This window comes from Kitasatospora sp. NPDC048407 (assembly GCF_043200475.1).
In the GTDB taxonomy this organism is placed as follows: domain Bacteria; phylum Actinomycetota; class Actinomycetes; order Streptomycetales; family Streptomycetaceae; genus Kitasatospora.
This window is the reverse complement of record NZ_JBICXW010000005.1, coordinates 361,516-376,914: the sequence shown is the minus strand read 5'-3', so window position 1 is coordinate 376,914 and position 15,399 is coordinate 361,516. Positions and strand designations below refer to the sequence as shown.

13 protein-coding genes are annotated in these 15,399 nt (G+C 71.8%); 9 read left to right on the top strand and 4 right to left on the bottom strand.

From position 1 onward, the window contains the following. The first annotated feature begins 291 nt into the window (after positions 1–291). Both ACGFWJ_RS13670 and ACGFWJ_RS13665 read left to right on the top strand, forming a co-directional pair. Positions 292–3,021, top strand: a complete 2,730-nt coding sequence (locus tag ACGFWJ_RS13670; protein ID WP_392948707.1) for an alpha/beta fold hydrolase — start codon at positions 292–294, stop codon at positions 3,019–3,021. Continuing rightward, positions 3,018–3,872 (top strand): ABC transporter permease, encoded by an 855-nt coding sequence (locus ACGFWJ_RS13665; RefSeq protein ID WP_392948704.1) that lies wholly within the window; start codon positions 3,018–3,020, stop codon positions 3,870–3,872. The genes ACGFWJ_RS13670 and ACGFWJ_RS13665 overlap by 4 nt, the downstream gene beginning before the upstream one ends. Before the next feature lie 39 nt (positions 3,873–3,911). On the opposite strand, the gene ACGFWJ_RS13660 is transcribed toward ACGFWJ_RS13665, so the two are convergent. Together ACGFWJ_RS13660 and ACGFWJ_RS13655 are read right to left on the bottom strand one after the other, a co-directional pair. Then, the gene (locus ACGFWJ_RS13660) at positions 3,912–4,466 is read right to left on the bottom strand and encodes a hypothetical protein (protein ID WP_392948701.1); all 555 of its coding nucleotides are present in this window, start codon (positions 4,464–4,466) and stop codon (positions 3,912–3,914) included. Between the two features lie 66 nt (positions 4,467–4,532). Next, positions 4,533–6,347 carry a protein kinase gene (locus ACGFWJ_RS13655; protein WP_392948699.1) on the bottom strand — a complete coding sequence of 605 codons (1,815 nt, stop codon included), beginning with the start codon at positions 6,345–6,347 and terminating at the stop codon, positions 4,533–4,535. 198 nt (positions 6,348–6,545) lie between these two features. On the opposite strand from ACGFWJ_RS13655, the gene ACGFWJ_RS13650 reads away from it, so the two are divergent. Continuing rightward, positions 6,546–7,418 (top strand): MBL fold metallo-hydrolase, encoded by an 873-nt coding sequence (locus ACGFWJ_RS13650; protein ID WP_387861123.1) that lies wholly within the window; start codon positions 6,546–6,548, stop codon positions 7,416–7,418. 4 nt (positions 7,419–7,422) lie between these two features. Here ACGFWJ_RS13650 and ACGFWJ_RS13645 read toward each other — a convergent pair whose 3' ends face one another. After that, a complete protein-coding gene (locus ACGFWJ_RS13645) occupies positions 7,423–8,397 on the bottom strand; it encodes a serine protein kinase RIO (RefSeq protein WP_392948694.1) in 975 nt (324 codons plus the stop codon). Between the two features lie 317 nt (positions 8,398–8,714). Here ACGFWJ_RS13645 and ACGFWJ_RS13640 point away from each other — a divergent pair, with 317 nt between their 5' ends. From ACGFWJ_RS13640 to ACGFWJ_RS13615, 6 genes are all read left to right on the top strand, one after another. Beyond that, positions 8,715–9,062 (top strand): PadR family transcriptional regulator, encoded by a 348-nt coding sequence (locus ACGFWJ_RS13640; protein WP_392948692.1) that lies wholly within the window; start codon positions 8,715–8,717, stop codon positions 9,060–9,062. Beyond that, positions 9,059–10,003: a hypothetical protein gene (locus ACGFWJ_RS13635; protein WP_392948689.1), complete on the top strand. Its 945-nt coding sequence runs from the start codon at positions 9,059–9,061 to the stop codon at positions 10,001–10,003. Before ACGFWJ_RS13640 ends, ACGFWJ_RS13635 begins: the two co-directional genes overlap by 4 nt. A gap of 323 nt (positions 10,004–10,326) precedes the next feature. After that, positions 10,327–10,743, top strand: a complete 417-nt coding sequence (locus ACGFWJ_RS13630) for a helix-turn-helix domain-containing protein (RefSeq protein ID WP_392948687.1) — start codon at positions 10,327–10,329, stop codon at positions 10,741–10,743. Beyond that, positions 10,740–11,102, top strand: a complete 363-nt coding sequence (locus ACGFWJ_RS13625) for a DUF4180 domain-containing protein (RefSeq protein WP_392948685.1) — start codon at positions 10,740–10,742, stop codon at positions 11,100–11,102. The genes ACGFWJ_RS13630 and ACGFWJ_RS13625 overlap by 4 nt, the downstream gene beginning before the upstream one ends. Before the next feature lie 268 nt (positions 11,103–11,370). Then, complete coding sequence (locus ACGFWJ_RS13620) at positions 11,371–13,542, top strand: M9 family metallopeptidase (RefSeq protein ID WP_392948739.1); 2,172 nt, start codon at positions 11,371–11,373, stop codon at positions 13,540–13,542. 109 nt (positions 13,543–13,651) lie between these two features. Continuing rightward, the gene (locus ACGFWJ_RS13615; RefSeq protein WP_387645917.1) at positions 13,652–14,275 is read left to right on the top strand and encodes a dienelactone hydrolase family protein; all 624 of its coding nucleotides are present in this window, start codon (positions 13,652–13,654) and stop codon (positions 14,273–14,275) included. A gap of 7 nt (positions 14,276–14,282) precedes the next feature. Here the strand turns inward: ACGFWJ_RS13615 and ACGFWJ_RS13610 are convergent, their stop codons facing one another. Then, positions 14,283–15,377: a winged helix DNA-binding domain-containing protein gene (locus ACGFWJ_RS13610; protein WP_392948682.1), complete on the bottom strand. Its 1,095-nt coding sequence runs from the start codon at positions 15,375–15,377 to the stop codon at positions 14,283–14,285. Positions 15,378–15,399: the final 22 nt, after the last annotated feature.

Sequence of the window (15,399 nt, the reverse complement as noted above, 5' to 3'; positions counted from 1 at the left end):
CCGCCCGCCCACCCGTGACCCGGCTGCAGGATCGGGGGTTGCTGTGGTGGGGGTGGTGGGGGTGGTGGGGGTGGTGGGGGTGGTGGGGGTGGTGGGGGTGGTGGGGGTGGTGGGGGTGGTGGGGGTGGTGGGGAGGGGGAGGGGTGAGGGGCGGGGTGGTTGGGGTTGGTTGTCTGGCCGTGACTTGGCTGCGGGTAAGGGGCGGTTGTCAGGGGGGAGGGGCGGGGTGGGGGGTGGAGTGGGGGTGGGTTAACGGGGGTCCTACTTGGGGCGTGGTTAGGATCGCTGGTTATGGGGTTTGTTGGGGTTTGGCGTAGGTGGGGGATGCGTCGGCGGGGGTTGGTGGCCGGTGGGGTGGGGGTTGCTCTGCTGGTGGGGGGTGGGGTGGCGGTTGCGGGGGCGGGGGCTCCGGTGGGGGTGCATCGGGAGGATCGGCTTTTGGAGGTGCCGGACGGGGGTGGGGCCGTTCGGATTGATACGTCGTTCTTTACGTCGGGTGGGGCGGGGCGGCGGCCGGCGATTTTGTTGGCGCATGGGTTTGGTGGGTCGAAGGACGGGGAGCGGGCGCGGGCCGAGGAGTTGGCTCGGGCCGGGTATGCGGTGTTGACGTGGTCGGCGCGGGGGTTCGGGGAGTCGTCGGGGCAGATCGGGCTGAACGATCCGGAGCGTGAGGTCGCGGATGTGTCGCGGCTGGTGGACTGGTTGGCGCAGCGGCCCGAGGTGCAGTTGGACGGGGAGGGGGATCCGCGGGTCGGGGTGACGGGGGCGTCGTACGGCGGGGCGGTGTCGCTGTTGGCGGCCGGTTACGACAAGCGGATTGATGCGATTGCGCCGCAGATCACCTGGTGGAATCTGGCGGATGCGCTGTTTCCGCAGGCGGCGCATGGGAGTTCGGCTGCCGACGGGGTCTTCAAGAAGCTGTGGGCGGGGATTTTCTTTACGACCGGCTCGGCGTCGGGGCTGGGTGAGGGCGGGCCGAAGCAGCAGGTGCAGGGGCCGGTGGGGTGCGGGCGGTTCCGGGACGAGTTGTGTGCGATGTACAACCGGGTGGCGGCGGCCGGGCGGCCGGATGCGGACGCGGTGCGGGTGTTGGAGCGGTCGAGTCCGTCGTCGGTGGCGGATCGGATCAAGGTGCCGACGCTGGTGATCCAGGGGCAGCAGGATTCGCTGTTCCCGCTGGACCAGGGTGACCGGATCGCGAAGGCGGTGGCCGCGAACGGGGCGCCGGTGGCGGTGGACTGGTTCGGTGCGGGGCATGACGGCGGGCAGGAGAGCAGCACGCGCTCGGATGCTCGGGTGACGGCTTGGTTCGATCACTGGTTGAAGGGGAGCGGTGGGTCGACCGGGCCCGCGTTTCGGGTGACGCGTACCGGTGGCGTCGATTCGACGGGCTTTCAGGCGGTGCTGCGCGGCGCGGACGCCGATGTCTACCCCGGGTTGGGTGGGACGGCGCAGCGCAGTGTGGAGTTGACGGGCCGGGAGCAGAAGGTGGCGAACCCGCCGGGTGGTGCGCCGCCGAACATTTCGACGTTGCCGGGGATCGGGGCGTTGTCCCAGCTGTCCGCGGTGGGGGCGGATCTGTCGATCGATTTCCCCGGTCAGTTCGCGTCGTTCGAGTCCGCGCCGCTGGATGGGGCGTTGCACCTGACGGGTGCGCCGACGGTGGCGGTGCAGGTGGCGGCGGACGTGCCGGAGGCGGTGCTGTTCGCGAAGGTGTACGACGTCGCGCCGGACGGGAAGCAGTCGTTGCCGCAGCAGTTGGTCGCCCCGCTGCGGGTGACCGGGGCGAACCCGCCGGGCGGGCGGACGGTGCAGGTGACGCTGCCGGCCGTGGACCACGAGTTCCCGGCCGGGCACCGGTTGCGGCTGGTGCTGGCGTCCACCGACCTGGCGTACGCCTCGCCCGCGCAGGCCGCCACGTACACGCTGTCGGCGGCCGGGCCGTTGAGCGTGCCGACGGTGGACCAGTTGCGGACCGAGGCCGCGCCGGTGCCGGACCGGACGTGGGTGCTGCCGTTGGTGGCGTTGGCGATCGGTGCGCTGCTGGTGTTCGCGCGTCGGCGGCGAGGGGCGGCGCCCGCGCCGGATCCGGTGCTGGCCGGGGTGCCGTTGCAGATCACCGGGCTGTCGAAGAAGTACAAGGGGTCGGTGGACCGTTACGCGGTACGGGAGTTGTCGTTCCGGGTGGAGGCCGGGCAGGTGCTCGGTCTGCTCGGGCCGAACGGTGCGGGCAAGACCACCACGCTGCGGATGCTGATGGGTCTGATCCGTCCCGATGAGGGTGAGATCCGGGTGTTCGGGCACGCGATCCGGCCGGGTGCGCCGGTGCTGTCCCGGGTCGGCGCGTTCGTCGAGGGTGCGGGTTTCCTGCCGCACCTGAGTGGGCGGGCCAACCTGGAGTCGTACTGGGCGGCGACCGGGCGGCCCGTCGAGGACGCGCACTTCGCGGAGGCGCTGGAGATCGCCGGTCTCGGCGAGGCGCTGGAGCGTGCGGTGCGGACGTATTCGCAGGGCATGCGGCAGCGGCTGGCGATCGCGCAGGCCATGTTGGGTCTGCCTGACCTGCTGATTCTGGACGAGCCGACCAATGGTCTCGACCCGCCGCAGATCCGTGAGATGCGGGAGGTGATGGTCCGTTACGCCGCCGCCGGGCGGACGGTCATCGTCTCCAGTCACCTGCTCGCCGAGGTCGAGCAGTCCTGCACGCACCTGGTGGTGATGGAGCGCGGCCGGCTGGTGGCGGCCGGGCCGACCGCGGAGATCACCGGTGCGGGTGAGCAGTTGCTGGTGAGTGTTGAGGAGGGGTACGGGGAGGCGGCTGCGGTTGCCGAGAAGCTGGCCGCGTTGGACGGGGTGGAGTCGGTGCAGGCGGCGGACGGCGGGCTGCTGGTCCGGCTGGACGGTCTGCCGGTGAGCCGGCTGACCGCCGAACTGGTGCGCCTGGGTGTGCCGGTGACGGGCATCGGTCCGCAGCGACGGCTGGAGGACGCCTTCCTGTCCCTGATCGGAGGAGCGGCATGAGTGCGGTGACGGATACGGCGGCCCCCGGGTACCGGCCGGGGCGGACGTTGCCGTTGCGGGTCGAGGCGATGCGGCAGTTGCGGCGGCGGCGCACCCTGGTGATCGGCGGGGTGCTGGCGGTGCTGCCGTTCATCGTGCTGGCGGCTTTTCAGATCGGGGGGCCGCCCGGGCGGGAGAACCGCACCACGTTCATCGAGCTGGCCAACGCGTCCGGCGTGAACTTCGCGACCACGCTGCTGTTCATGGGCACCGGGTTCCTGCTGGTGATTCCGGTGGCGCTGTTCTGCGGTGACACCGTGGCGTCCGAGGCGAGTTGGTCCTCGCTGCGCTACCTGCTGGCGGCGCCGGTGCCGCGGGCCCGGCTGCTGGCGCGGAAGTTCATCGTGGCGATGGTGTTCTCGGCCGCGGCGGTGGTGCTGCTGCCGGCTGTCGGCCTGGTGGTCGGGACCGCCGCGTACGGGTGGGGCGACCTGAAGCTCCCGACCGGGGTGACGCTGTCCGCGACCGAGGCGCTGCCGCGGCTGGCGCTCGCCGTGCTGTACGTGTTCCTCGCCGAGATCGTGGTCGGCGCGCTGGCGTTCTGGATCTCCACCGCGACGGACGCTCCGCTGGGGGCGGTGGGCGGTGCGGTGTTCGCGTCGATCATCACCGGCGTGCTGGACGCCGTCACCGCGCTCGGTTCGCTGCGGGAGTGGTTCCCCGCGCACTGGCAGTACGCGTGGGCGGACGCGTTGCAGCCGCAGCTGGAGTGGGGCGGGATGGTGCAGGGCGTGGTGCTGTCGCTGTCGTACTCGGTGGTGCTGCTGGCGCTGGCGTTCCGGGGGTTCGCGACGAAGGACGTGGTGTCCTGAGGGTCGGTCGGGAGCTGCGGGCCTTGCCGGGGGCGGGGTTCAGCGGGCGCCGTCGCGGAGCAGGAGGAGGTCGAGGGACTGGGCTTGGGCGTGGGAGGCCCAGGTGGGGAGGTGTTGGGTGAGGAACCAGGCGGCCTCTTCGAGGTCTTCGTCGTCGAGGTTGGCGGTGGCGTGGGCGGGGAGGGTGTCGGGGCTGAGGGTGGCGAGGTCGGCCAGGACGGCGGGGAGGGCGGCCTGCGGGGTGAGGGTGGGGTAGGGCCAGGGCCAGTCGTCGGTGGCGCCGTCGGGCCAGGGCCAGCGGCGGGACCAGAGGGTGGTGAGGGCGGGCAGGCGCAGGGTGCGGAAGACGTCCGTGAGTTCGTCCCAGTGGCGGCCGGTGAGGACGGCCTCGCCGAGTGGGGTGCCGAGGGTGCCCGCGAGGGTGGGCAGCAGGGCGGTGTAGCGGGAGTCCGCGTCGGCACGCAGGCGGCCGGAGAGCAGCTCGGTGAGGGCCGCGGAGCGCGGGACGCCCGGCAGCCCCGGCCCGCCCGAGCCGGGCAGGCGCAGCAGCAGCGCGGCGTCCACCGCGAAGGCGGTGACGTACTGTTCGGCCATGTCCGGCACTCTTCCCCAGGGGTGTGACAACTCCGGTGCGGTGTACGGGAGTCGGGTCGGATCGGCTCAGGAGAAGCGGAAGAGCTGGGACTTGTCGTCGGATGAGCAGGTGGTGGTGGTCAGGGTGCTGCCGGCGCCGTGGTCGGTGAGGCAGCTCTGGATGCCAAAGCCGAACTTGAGTTGGAAGTTGTTGGAACCGACGTCGGCGAGGGACCAGTTGGTCAGGGGGGAGGAGCCGCCGCTGGTCAGTTTGGCGTTGTTCGGGCTGTTGTAGTCGCCGCCGAGGCTGACGCCGCTGCCGCTCTTGCAGGCGGTGAAGGTGGTCTGGCCGGTGCCGTCGGTGCTCTTGATCCAGCCGTAGGAGGTGTTCTTGCCCGACACCACCGGGACGCCCGCCGTCAGGGCGTCCGAGCCGAGGCCGGCGGCCTGGCCGGTGCCGACGTTGACCAGTCGGCCCCAGCCGCTGCCGCCGCAGCCGGAGGCCGGACCGTTGGTGGCGGGCTTGGAGGTGTTGGGGGCGGGCTGGGCCGGGGTGGAACCGCCGCCACCGCCGCCGTTGTTGGAGCCACCGCCGGTGTTGGAACCGCTGCCGTTGTTGGAGCCGCTGCCGTTGTTCGAGCCGCCGCCGGTGTTGGGGGTGCCGCTGTTGTTGTTCGTGGAACCGTTGTTGGAGCCGGAGTTGCCCTGGTCGGGCGCGCCGCCACCGGGCTGGGCGGGGTTGCCGGACGGGTCGGTGGACGGTGGGGCGGAGGGCTGGGGCTGCTGCTCCGGGCTGTTCTGGGCGGGGCCGGAGGGCGAGCCGGTCGGGTTGGAAGTTGCTTGGCCGGTGGGGGAGTTGGCGCTGATCTCCGGGCGGTGCTGCCAGGGCAGCAGTTCGAGCTGCTGGGCCGTCACCCCGCCGCCGGTGACCAGCATCAGCGGCAGGACCAGGGTGACCAGTCGGCGGCGGCCGGCGCGTTCGGGGCGGTGGGGTGCGGTGGTGGCGTCCGGGGCGGCGACGGCGGGCGGGGCCTCGTCCGGGCCGGCGAGGGCCAGGACGGCACCCAGGCCGGCCGGGGTGGACATCGCCTGGCGGGCGGCGAGGGCCATCGCCGCGGCGTCCGGGTAGCGGGCGCCGGGTTCCTTGGCGAGGGACTTCGCGACCACCGCGCGTACCGGCGCGGGCACCGTCTCCGGCAGCTCCGGCACCGGTTCGCGGACGTGCTTGAGCACCACTTCGAGCGGGGTCTCGCCGGTGAACGGCGGCTTCCCGGAGAGCAGTTCGTACAGCACCACGCCGACCGAGTACAGGTCGGAGGTGGCCGAGGCGTCCTTGCCCTCGGCGCGTTCCGGGGCCATGTACAGGGCGGTGCCGATCACCGCGTGGGCGGTGGTGATCCGGGTGTCGGCGAGCGTGCGGGCGATGCCGAAGTCGGTGACGGTGATCCGGCCGTCCTGGTCGATCATCAGGTTGGACGGCTTGATGTCGCGGTGCACGATGCCCTGCTGGTGCGCGGCGTGCAGGGCGTCCAGCATCTGCGCGGCGATGTCCAGCGCCCGGTCCGGCGGGAAGCTGCCGCGCCCCTTCGCCTTGTCGAGCGGCTTGCCGGTCAGCAGTTCCATCACGATGTACGCGATCTTCGCGGACGGGTCGGTGGCGTCCTCGCCGTAGTCGTGGATGTGCACCACGCCGCGGTGGTTCATCGCCGCCAGTACGGTCGCCTCGCGGCGGAAGCGGGCCGCGAAGACCTCGTCCTCCATCAGCGCCGGAAGCACGATCTTCACCGCGACCTGGCGGCCCAGCACCTGATCGTCCGCGCGCCAGACCTCGCCCATGGCGCCGCTGCCGAGCCGCTCGGTGAGGGCGTAGCGGCCCCCGAGCACCGTCCCCCGACCCCACATGTCCCGTTTCCCCCGAGCATGGTGTACGACCCGTCAACAAGAGAGTCTGGCCGCCCGGACGCCCGATGGGAAGTCGGCCCGGCCCCTCTTCGCGCGCGACTCTACACGCCGCCGGGCACGTCTGTTCGAGCGGGAACGTTGTTGCTGACGTGCGGTCAAGTGGCGGGCCGTGGAAGAAAGATACGGAGGAATGCCGCAGTGACGATCGACTTCACCACCGGACGGCCCGAGACGCGGCCGCTGGACGTCAGCTGGAACCACGGCTCGCCGTCGGCCAAGCACAACACCGACCCCGACCTGCAGGTGTACGCGTACGACGAGCACACCGTGATCCTGCGGCAGAACATGGCCGTCAACTACGAAGCGCCGTTCCTGTACCTGCTGTTCGGCAACGAGCGGGCCGTGCTGATCGACACCGGGGCCACCGCCGAGGCCGAGTACCTGCCGCTGCGGCGGACCGTGGACGAGCTGATCGACGGCTGGCTGGCGCGCAACCCCAGGGAGGACTACCGGCTGCTGGTGGTGCACACCCACGCGCACGGCGACCACGTCGCCGGGGACGGGCAGTTCGCCGACCGGCCGGGGACGGAGCTGGTGCCGGCCGGGAAGGACAGTGCCTGGCCGTGGTTCGGTTTCGACGCCGACCCGGAGGCCGTCGCCCGGATCGACCTCGGCGGGCGGGTGCTGGAGTGCCTGGCCACTCCCGGGCACCACGCCGCCTCGGTCACCTTCTACGACCCGTGGAGCGGATTCCTGCTCACCGGCGACACCGTGTACCCCGGCCGCCTGTACATCCAGGACTGGGCCGCGTTCAGCCACAGCATCGACCGGATGATCGAGCTGGCCGAACGGCGGCCCGTCACCCACGTGCTCGGCTGCCACATCGAGATGTCGGTCGAGCCCGGCCTCGACTACCCGATCCGGTACACCTACCAGCCGTACGAGGCGCCGCTGGAGCTCACCGTGGCGCACCTGTACGAGATCCGCGGGGCGCTCGGCGCGAATGCCGCGTGCGGCGGAGAACCGCGGCGGATCACGCTGCCGCGGTTCATCCTCTGGCCGAGCGAGTAGGTCGTCAGCGGCGGAGGCGGGCGTCGTCGGCGAGCGACTGCACCAGGGCCTCCACCCGCTCGGGCGGCAGGCCGCGGGAGACGAACCAGGCGCCGACATTGCGGACGTCCCGCTCCAGGAAGGACAGGCCGCGCGGGTTCGCCACCACGTCCACGATCTGCGGGACGTCGATGATCACCAGGCGGCCCTGGTGGACCAGGATGTTGTACGCCGAGAGGTCGCCGTGCGCGTAGCCGTCGTACGCCAGCAGTGAGAGGCTGCGGCCCAGCTGCTCCCAGAGGTCGTCGATGTCGGCCTCCTCGGCGCGCAGCTGGGCCAGCCGCGGGGCGGCCGTGCCGGCCTCGTCGCCGACGAACTCCATCAGGATCTCGGTGCCGGTGATCTGCACCGGGTAGGGCACGGCGACACCCGCCGACCACAGGCGGCACAGCGCCGTGAACTCGGCCGCCGCCCACTGGCCGGCGATCGCCTCCTTGCCGAAGGCGGTGCGCTTGGCCATCGCCCGGCTGACCCGGGACTCCTTGTGCTGGCGGCCCTCCAGGTAGCCGGAGTCGCGGTGGAACATGCGGTGCTGGGAATCGCGGTAGCGCTTGGCCGCCATCAGGGTGCGGCGCCCGGTGCCCGGAACGCTGCGCTCCAGCAGGAAGACGTCGGCCTCCTTGCCGGTCTTCACGATGCCGAACTCGGTGTCGACGGCCGCGAGTTCGGTGATCACCCAGTCGGGGCGGGGCTGCGGGCCCTTCTCGGTCGGGGTGGACTGGTCCCAGGTGGACCAGCGGTCGCCCACGGCGGGGCCGTCGGTGGCCGGGGGGTTCTCGTTCTCGTCCTCGGAGCCGTCGAACTCGGCGTAGTCCTCGGAGGGGAAGTACAGGTACTCGGGCTCGGCGTCGTCGAAGCGGTCGGCCTTGCGGCCGCGACGGGAAGTGCCCTTGGGGCGGATACGGGAGAAGGAATCGCTGTCGGCAAAGCGCTCGCGCACTGCGGTGGCTCCTGAGGAGTGGCCCACCGGGGCGCGGAGTGACGCGCTGTCAGCCGGTGGGGAGAAGACGGGGGGAGGGGGCGTATGGCGCGCAGGCGAAAGCGCGCCGCGTCACGGCGGCAACCATCCTGGCCACACCTCCTCACTCGTCTCACCACCCGCGCATGAGTGCTTGCGGGCGGACTCGGACCACCTTAGTCAGCGGGCCGGTGGATGCAAATGGTTTTTTCGAGGGCCGGGGAGGGCGGGGGTCGGGCGTGCTGGGTCGCGATAGCTAAACCATCGACATATCTAAATGGTTGACCTATCGTGGCGGCATGACAGACCGTCAACTGCCCGAGCCGACACGGCTCGTGCTCACCGCGCTCGCCGACGAACCCCGGCACGGATACGCGATCCTCCAGGAAGTCCTGGCGATCACCGGCGGCCGGACCAAGATGCTCACCGGCACCCTGTACACGGCGCTGGACCGGCTGCTCCAGCAAGGACTCGTCCAGGTCGAGGGCGAGGAGGTCGTGAACGGGCGGCTGCGCCGCAGCTTCGCCCTGACCGACCAGGGCCGGGACACCCTGACCGGGGAGATGCGGCGGCTGCGCGCCGGGGCCGACGAGGCCGAACGGCGGCTCGCCCTCGGCGGGTTGCGGCTGAGCGGGGGGACGGCATGAGTCGCCTGTTCGTCGGGATGCTGCGCCGCCTCTACCCCGCCGGGTACCGGGCCGCGCACGGCGAGGAGATCGTCGCCGTCTTCGCCGAGTCGGTCCAGGACGCCGACCGCCGCACCGCCGTGCGCGAGTGGGCCGTCCTGGCCGCGCACGCGCTGCGGCTGCGCACCCGGCTCAGCTCGCGCGACCCGGCGGGCAGGGTGCTTGCCGGTGCGGCGCCGTTCCTGGTGGCCGGTGGGGCGGCGCTGGGCGCGGTCCAGCTCCTGACCCTGCTGTTCGAGCGCGGGCCGTACCCGCCACCGCTCGCGCTGGACGTCGCTCACGCCGCGCCCTGGGTCCTCGCCCTGCTGTGTGCCGCGCTCGGCCGTTGGGCCCCAGCCCGGGTCCTCGTCCTGCTTGCCGTCGTCGCAGCGCAGTTCGGTGAGGACGCGGAATCCATCGGGGCCACCAGCCTGCTCGGGGTCTGGGCCGTCGTGGGCGCGTCGGTGCTTCTCGCCCCGCCGGACGCGGTCGACCTTTCGCGGCGCGGCCGTCATCGGGTCGTGGCCGCCGCGACGGCCGTCGCCCTGCCGATGAGTGGCATCGCCGTCCTGTGGCTCGGCTCCTGGGGCAAGGACTCCTCCAGCGTCCTGTTCCCGCCGATCATGCAGACCCCGATCGAGATGTCCCCCGCCTGGCCGGCGGTCGTCCTGGCCGTCACGTACCTGCTGCACCTCGCCGACCCCGCCACCGACCGGCTGCGGGCTGCCGGCGTGGCGCTGGCCGCCCTGCCCTGGGGGGCGATGGTGCCCCCGCCGCTCTACCGCAACGCCCCCGCCGAGCCGCGCGACCTGCTCCGCGACACTGTCGTCGTCCTCGTGTTCCTGGCCGCCGCCACTGTCGTCGGCCTCCGGCGCCGCAACCGCCTGGCGGGCGTGGCGGGGGCGCCGGATCCCTTGGCCTGAGCGGCAGTTGAGAGGCCCCGTCCGTCCCTGGAAACCAGGGCGGCGGGGCCTCGTTCGTGTGGAGTCGGAAAGCCTCCGGAGCTCGGGCTGGAGATGTGGAACAAGGACGCGTGCGTGCAGATCGCCGTCAACAGCCGGGAGGTGACCGCTGACGTGCCGGCGACGGATCACACGGTCTTCCTCCACTTCCGGTCGGGCGACGTGGAGCGCGCCGAGTGGCCGGCCCGGCAGGCCGGGCTGCGGGGGATCGGGCCGGTAGCAGCATTCTGCCGTATTCTTCCCTATCGGATAGGCAAATGGGGAATGATAGGGAAGGATACGGCGTGCAGGAGTTCTACTCCGTCGAGGATGTGGCCGAGCTGCTCGGGCTGCATGTGAAGACCGTCCGGGGCTATGTGCGGGACGGGAAGCTGAAGGCGGTGCGGATCGGGAAGCAGTACCGGATCGCGCGGGCGGAGGTGGAGGCGTTCACCGGGGGTGCCGAGGCGGTGGGCCCCTCGCGGGCGGAGGTTTCGGCCGTGGTGCAGGTGGACGGGGTGGGGCGCGGGGACGCGGATCGGCTGGTGACGGCGGTGCTCGCGGCGGCGTCGGCCTGGTCGTCGGGGGAGTCGCGGCCGTTGTGGGTGCAGGCGGTGCGGGACGAGGCGCGGGGCGGGTTGCGGTTCGTGGTGCTGGGGCCGCCGCGGCGGGTGGGGGATGTGCTCGGGTTGATCGAGGATCTGACGGGAGACGTGCGATGACGGTGGTTCGGGAGCTGGGCGGGGTCCAGGTGATGGTGTGCGGGGCGGAGGGCGCGCCGGTCGCCGGTGAGCAGGATGCGGTGGACCTGCTGGGGAACGCGCACTACCAGGGGGCGTCCTGGGTGGCGGTGCCGGTGGAGCGGTTCGCGGAGGAGTTCTTCCGGCTGCGCAGTGGGGTGGCGGGCGGGGTGGTGCAGAAGTTCGCCCAGTACCGGATGGGTCTCGCGGTGGTGGGGGACGTCGCACCGCACGTGGAGCGGTCCGACGCCCTGCGGGACTTCGTGCGGGAGAGCAACCGCGGGTTGCAGCTGTGGTTCGTCTCCGACGTGGAGGAGCTGGCGGGCCGGCTGGCCGGCTGAGAGGCATCAACTCCGGGGTTATGTGGGCCAGTTGATCCGGCCTCGAGGGGTTCCCGCGTGAGGTGACATGTGCAATTGTACATGTCACTCCCAGTCGTCGAGCTGGTCTCGACGGCGCATTCCCCCTCCGCCGCGCCCCCAACACGCGGCGTCATATCGGCCCGGAGGCCCCCACGTGCGAACCTTCCGGATACCGTTCGCGTCCCCCGCGCGAACGTGGAGCCTGCTGCTTTCCTTCTGCCTGACCCTCGGCTTCCTCGCCGCCTTCGTGCCGGGCGCCCGGGCGGCCACCCCCACCGCTCCCATCGGCGAGCGGCCCGCGAAGGCGTCGAAGTCGGCGCCGCGCAGCACCGAGGCGGCCGAGCGCCGCAAGGACTCCGACCGCGACGTGCGGTCGGACGCCAGCAAGCGGCCGCCGCTCGCCGTCAAGAGCGAGCCGGAGCAGGCCAAGTCGCTGGTGGCGGCTGCCACTTGCAACGTCTCCGACTTCACCGGGAAGACCGGCGGCGCGCTGGTCGCCCAGATCAAGTCCGCCACCGTGGACTGCGTCAACTCGCTGTTCCTGCTCAAGGGCAACGACGCGAAGCTGGCGTTCAACGAGGCGCAGATGGTCAGCGTGGCCAACGCGCTGCGCGACGTCTCCGCCAACTACCCGGGTGACGACTCCACTTCGGCCACCCAGATCGTGCTGTACCTGCGGGCCGGGTACTACGTGCAGTGGTACAACAAGGACGTGGTCGGCCCGTACGGCGCCAACCTGAAGTCCGCGATCGAGGGCGGCCTGGACGCCTTCTTCGCCGCCCCGCACTCGCAGGACGTGACCGACGCCAACGGCGCCACGCTGGGCGAGGCCGTCACCCTGATCGACAGCGCGGCCGAGAACGCCCGCTACCTGTCGGTCGTGAAGCGGCTGTTGAACGGCTACAACAGCAGCTACGACCCGTCCTGGTACATGGTCAACGCCGTCAACAACACGTACACCGTGCTCTGGCGCGGCCACCAGAACAGCGACTTCCTGCCCGCCGTCCAGGCCGACCCGAGCGTGCTGGACACCCTCCAGGCGTTCGCCACCCGCAACAGCGGCCTGCTCGGCGGGACCAACGACTTCCTGGTCTCCAACGCGGGCCGCGAACTCGGCCGGTTCCTCCAGTACCCGGCGATGCAGGCCAAGGTCCGGCCGCTGGTGAAGAGCCTGCTGGACCAGAGCTCGATCACCGGGCGGACCGCCTCGCTGTGGGTCGGCCTGGCCGAGATGACCGACAGCTACGACAAGGCCAACTGCGCCTATTACGGCACCTGCGACCTGGCCAGCCGGCTGAAGGCCGCCGTGCTGACGGTCAACTACACCTGCAGCCCCAGCATCCGGATCCTCGCCCAGGCGCTGACCGCCGACCAGCTGAACACCGCCTGCACCAGCCTGAAGGGCCAGGACGCCTACTTCCACGGCGTGGTCCGGGACAGCGGCGCGGTGGCGAACGACAACAACTCCACCATCGAGGTGGTGGTGTTCCACTCCAGCAGTGACTACCGGATGTACGCCGGCATCATCTTCGACATCTCCACCGACAACGGCGGCATGTACCTGGAGGGCAACCCGGCCGCGGCCGGCAACCAGCCGCGGTTCATCGCCCACGAGGCCGAGTGGGTCCGTCCCGCCTTCCAGATCTGGAACCTCAACCACGAGTACACCCACTACCTCGACGGCCGGTTCGACATGTACGGCGACTTCGACGCCGGCATGACCACCCCGACCGTCTGGTGGGTCGAGGGCTTCGCCGAGTACATCTCCTACGCGTACCGGGGCGTCGAGTACACCGACGCGATCACCCAGGCCGGGCAGCACACCTACGCGCTGTCCACCCTGTTCGACACCACCTACAACAACGCCGACCAGACCAGGGTCTACAACTGGGGCTACCTGGCGGTCCGTTACATGCTCCAGTCGCACCGCGCCGACATGGACGCCGTGCTCGCCAAGTACCGCACCGGTGACTGGGCCGGCGCCCGGACGATCCTGAAGACCACCATCGGCACCCGCTACGACGCCGACTTCAACAACTGGCTGACCGCCTGCAACACCGGCAACTGCGGTCCGGCCGTGCCGAGCGTCCCCGAGTGCACCGGCTCCGACACCCGGCAGCTCGACAAGAACTGCGGCCGCTCCAACGTCGCCGCCACCGTCCAGAACTACGCGTACTTCTACCTGTGGGTGCCGGCCGGCACCACCAGCCTCACCATCACCACCTCCGGTGGCACCGGCAACGCCGACCTGTACTACAACGGCAGCAACTGGGCCACCACCGGCTCGTACACCGCCAAGTCCACCGGCAGCGGCAACAACGAGACGCTGACCATCACCAACCCGCCCGCCGGGTACAACTACATCAGCCTGTACGGCCAGCAGGCGTTCAGCGGAGCCTCGGTCAGCACCTCGTACTGACCGCGATCGGCACGAGCGGCCCGGCCCACCCAGCGGTGGGCCGGGCCCCGTCGCGTTCCCGGATGGGAGATCATGGACGGTCGAGCACCCGAGCACTGAGGAGCCACCCGTGGCCGAGATCGTCCTGTTCCACTCCGCGTACGGCCTGCGCCCCGCCGTGCACCGGGCCGCCGACCGGCTGCGCGAGGCCGGGCACACCGTGCACACCCCCGACCTGTACCAGGGCCGCACCTTCGACGAGGCCGAGGAGGGCATGGCGTACCGCGACGAGATCGGCAACGACGAACTGCTGCGCCGCGCCGTCACCGCCGTCGCCCCGCTGCTGCCCGCGAAGCACGGCCTGGTGTACGCCGGGTTCTCGCTCGGCGGATCGCTGGCGCAGAACCTGGCCCTCGCCGACGAGCAGGCCCGCGGGCTGCTGCTCCTGCACGGCACCTCCGACCTGCGCGAGGACGCCGCCACCGGCATCGCGGTGCAGCTGCACGTGGCCGAGCCGGACGCGTACGAGTCCGAGGACTGGCTGAACACCTGGTACCTGCAGATGACCCGGGCCGGCGCCGACGTCGAGGTGCACCGCTACCGGGGCGCCGGGCACCTGTACACCGACGCCGAACTGCCGGACTACGACGCCGAGGCCGACGAGCGGACCTGGGCGGCCGCGCTGGCGTTCCTCGCCGAGCTGGACGCGGAGGCCGAGGCCGAGGACACCGCGGAGGCCGACTCGCAGGGCTGACCGGCCGTCAGTCGGAGAACCGGACCGTGCGAGTGGCCGCGTCGGGCTCCAGGAACTCCAGCAGGCGCTCGCCCTCGGCCGCCAGCTCGGCCCGCTGCCCGTGCGGGACGAGCGGGGTGAGCGTCAGCACGGCCGCGCCGCGCTTCGCCTCGTGCGCCCAGGTGCCTGCCACCCGGCCGTCCACCAGGTAGGAGGCCAGCAGGGTGCCGTTCACCGCCCGGTACACCTGCCGGTGGATGTCGGCGGGCAGCATCCTGGTCCGGTCGGCGTGCGAGAGCAGCGCCGCGTCCCACTTCGGCAGGAAGCGGACCGGCAGTTCGCGGCCCGGGTCGGGGACCGGCGGGGCGTCCTGGAGGTCGAGCAGCTCCCGGCCGGCCTCGTCCCGGTAGCGGACCAGCTCGCCGAGTTCGGCCAGCGCCAGGTCGATCTGCCGCAGCCTCAGCCCGCTGAAGTGCGCGATGTCGGCGCGCGAGGCCGGTCCGTACCCGGCCAGGTAGCGGCGCACCAGCCGGGCCGTGGCCTCCGGCTCGGGCGGCAACTCGCCCTGCCACAGCACGAATCGGGGCTTGCCGTGGGCCCGCCAGTGCCCGGACGGGGCGACGTGCACCAGTGGGGCCAGGGCGCGGGCGAAGTGCAGCAGGTCCTCGGGCCGGATCCGCTCCTTCGACGCCTCGGCCAGGTGGCCGCGCAGCTCCTCGGCGGAGCGGGCCACGGTGGCGAACTCCCGCAGCGAGGCGGTGAGTTCGTCCTCATCCAGGCCCGCGTCCCGGTGCCGGCCGCGCAGGTCGGTGAGCCACTGGCGGCGCCAGGCGGCGGCCAGGTGGCCGTAGTCCTCGCCCGGCACCAGGTGCAGGGTGCCGCGCATCAGCGTCGCCTTCACCACGCTGCCGTCCAGCAGCGCCGCGTCCAGCTGCCCGGTGGTGAAGCCGGGCAGCCGGGACCACAGCGCGAGGTGCGGCGACGGCGAGTACTGCGCCTGCAGCGCGGCCAGCCGGCGCGCCGCCTCGACGGCGGGCAACGGCTGGGCGCGGTCCAGTAGTTGGCGTTCGAAATAGCCGACCGTCAACTCGCGGGCGGTCAGCGTTCGGACGGCGGTGGGCATCGTCGGGGCTCCTCTCGGCGAC

What these genes read in the sequence shown, in the direction of transcription:
- ACGFWJ_RS13670 (WP_392948707.1), top strand. Translation starts at nt 292, where the DNA reads ATGGGGTTTGTTGGGGTTTGGCGTAGGTGGGGGATGCGTCGGCGGGGG.
- ACGFWJ_RS13665 (WP_392948704.1), top strand. Translation starts at nt 3,018, where the DNA reads ATGAGTGCGGTGACGGATACGGCGGCCCCCGGGTACCGGCCGGGGCGG.
- ACGFWJ_RS13660 (WP_392948701.1), bottom strand. Translation starts at nt 4,466, where the DNA reads ATGGCCGAACAGTACGTCACCGCCTTCGCGGTGGACGCCGCGCTGCTG.
- ACGFWJ_RS13655 (WP_392948699.1), bottom strand. Translation starts at nt 6,347, where the DNA reads ATGTGGGGTCGGGGGACGGTGCTCGGGGGCCGCTACGCCCTCACCGAG.
- ACGFWJ_RS13640 (WP_392948692.1), top strand. Translation starts at nt 8,715, where the DNA reads ATGACAGACCGTCAACTGCCCGAGCCGACACGGCTCGTGCTCACCGCG.
- ACGFWJ_RS13635 (WP_392948689.1), top strand. Translation starts at nt 9,059, where the DNA reads ATGAGTCGCCTGTTCGTCGGGATGCTGCGCCGCCTCTACCCCGCCGGG.
- ACGFWJ_RS13625 (WP_392948685.1), top strand. Translation starts at nt 10,740, where the DNA reads ATGACGGTGGTTCGGGAGCTGGGCGGGGTCCAGGTGATGGTGTGCGGG.
- ACGFWJ_RS13610 (WP_392948682.1), bottom strand. Translation starts at nt 15,377, where the DNA reads ATGCCCACCGCCGTCCGAACGCTGACCGCCCGCGAGTTGACGGTCGGC.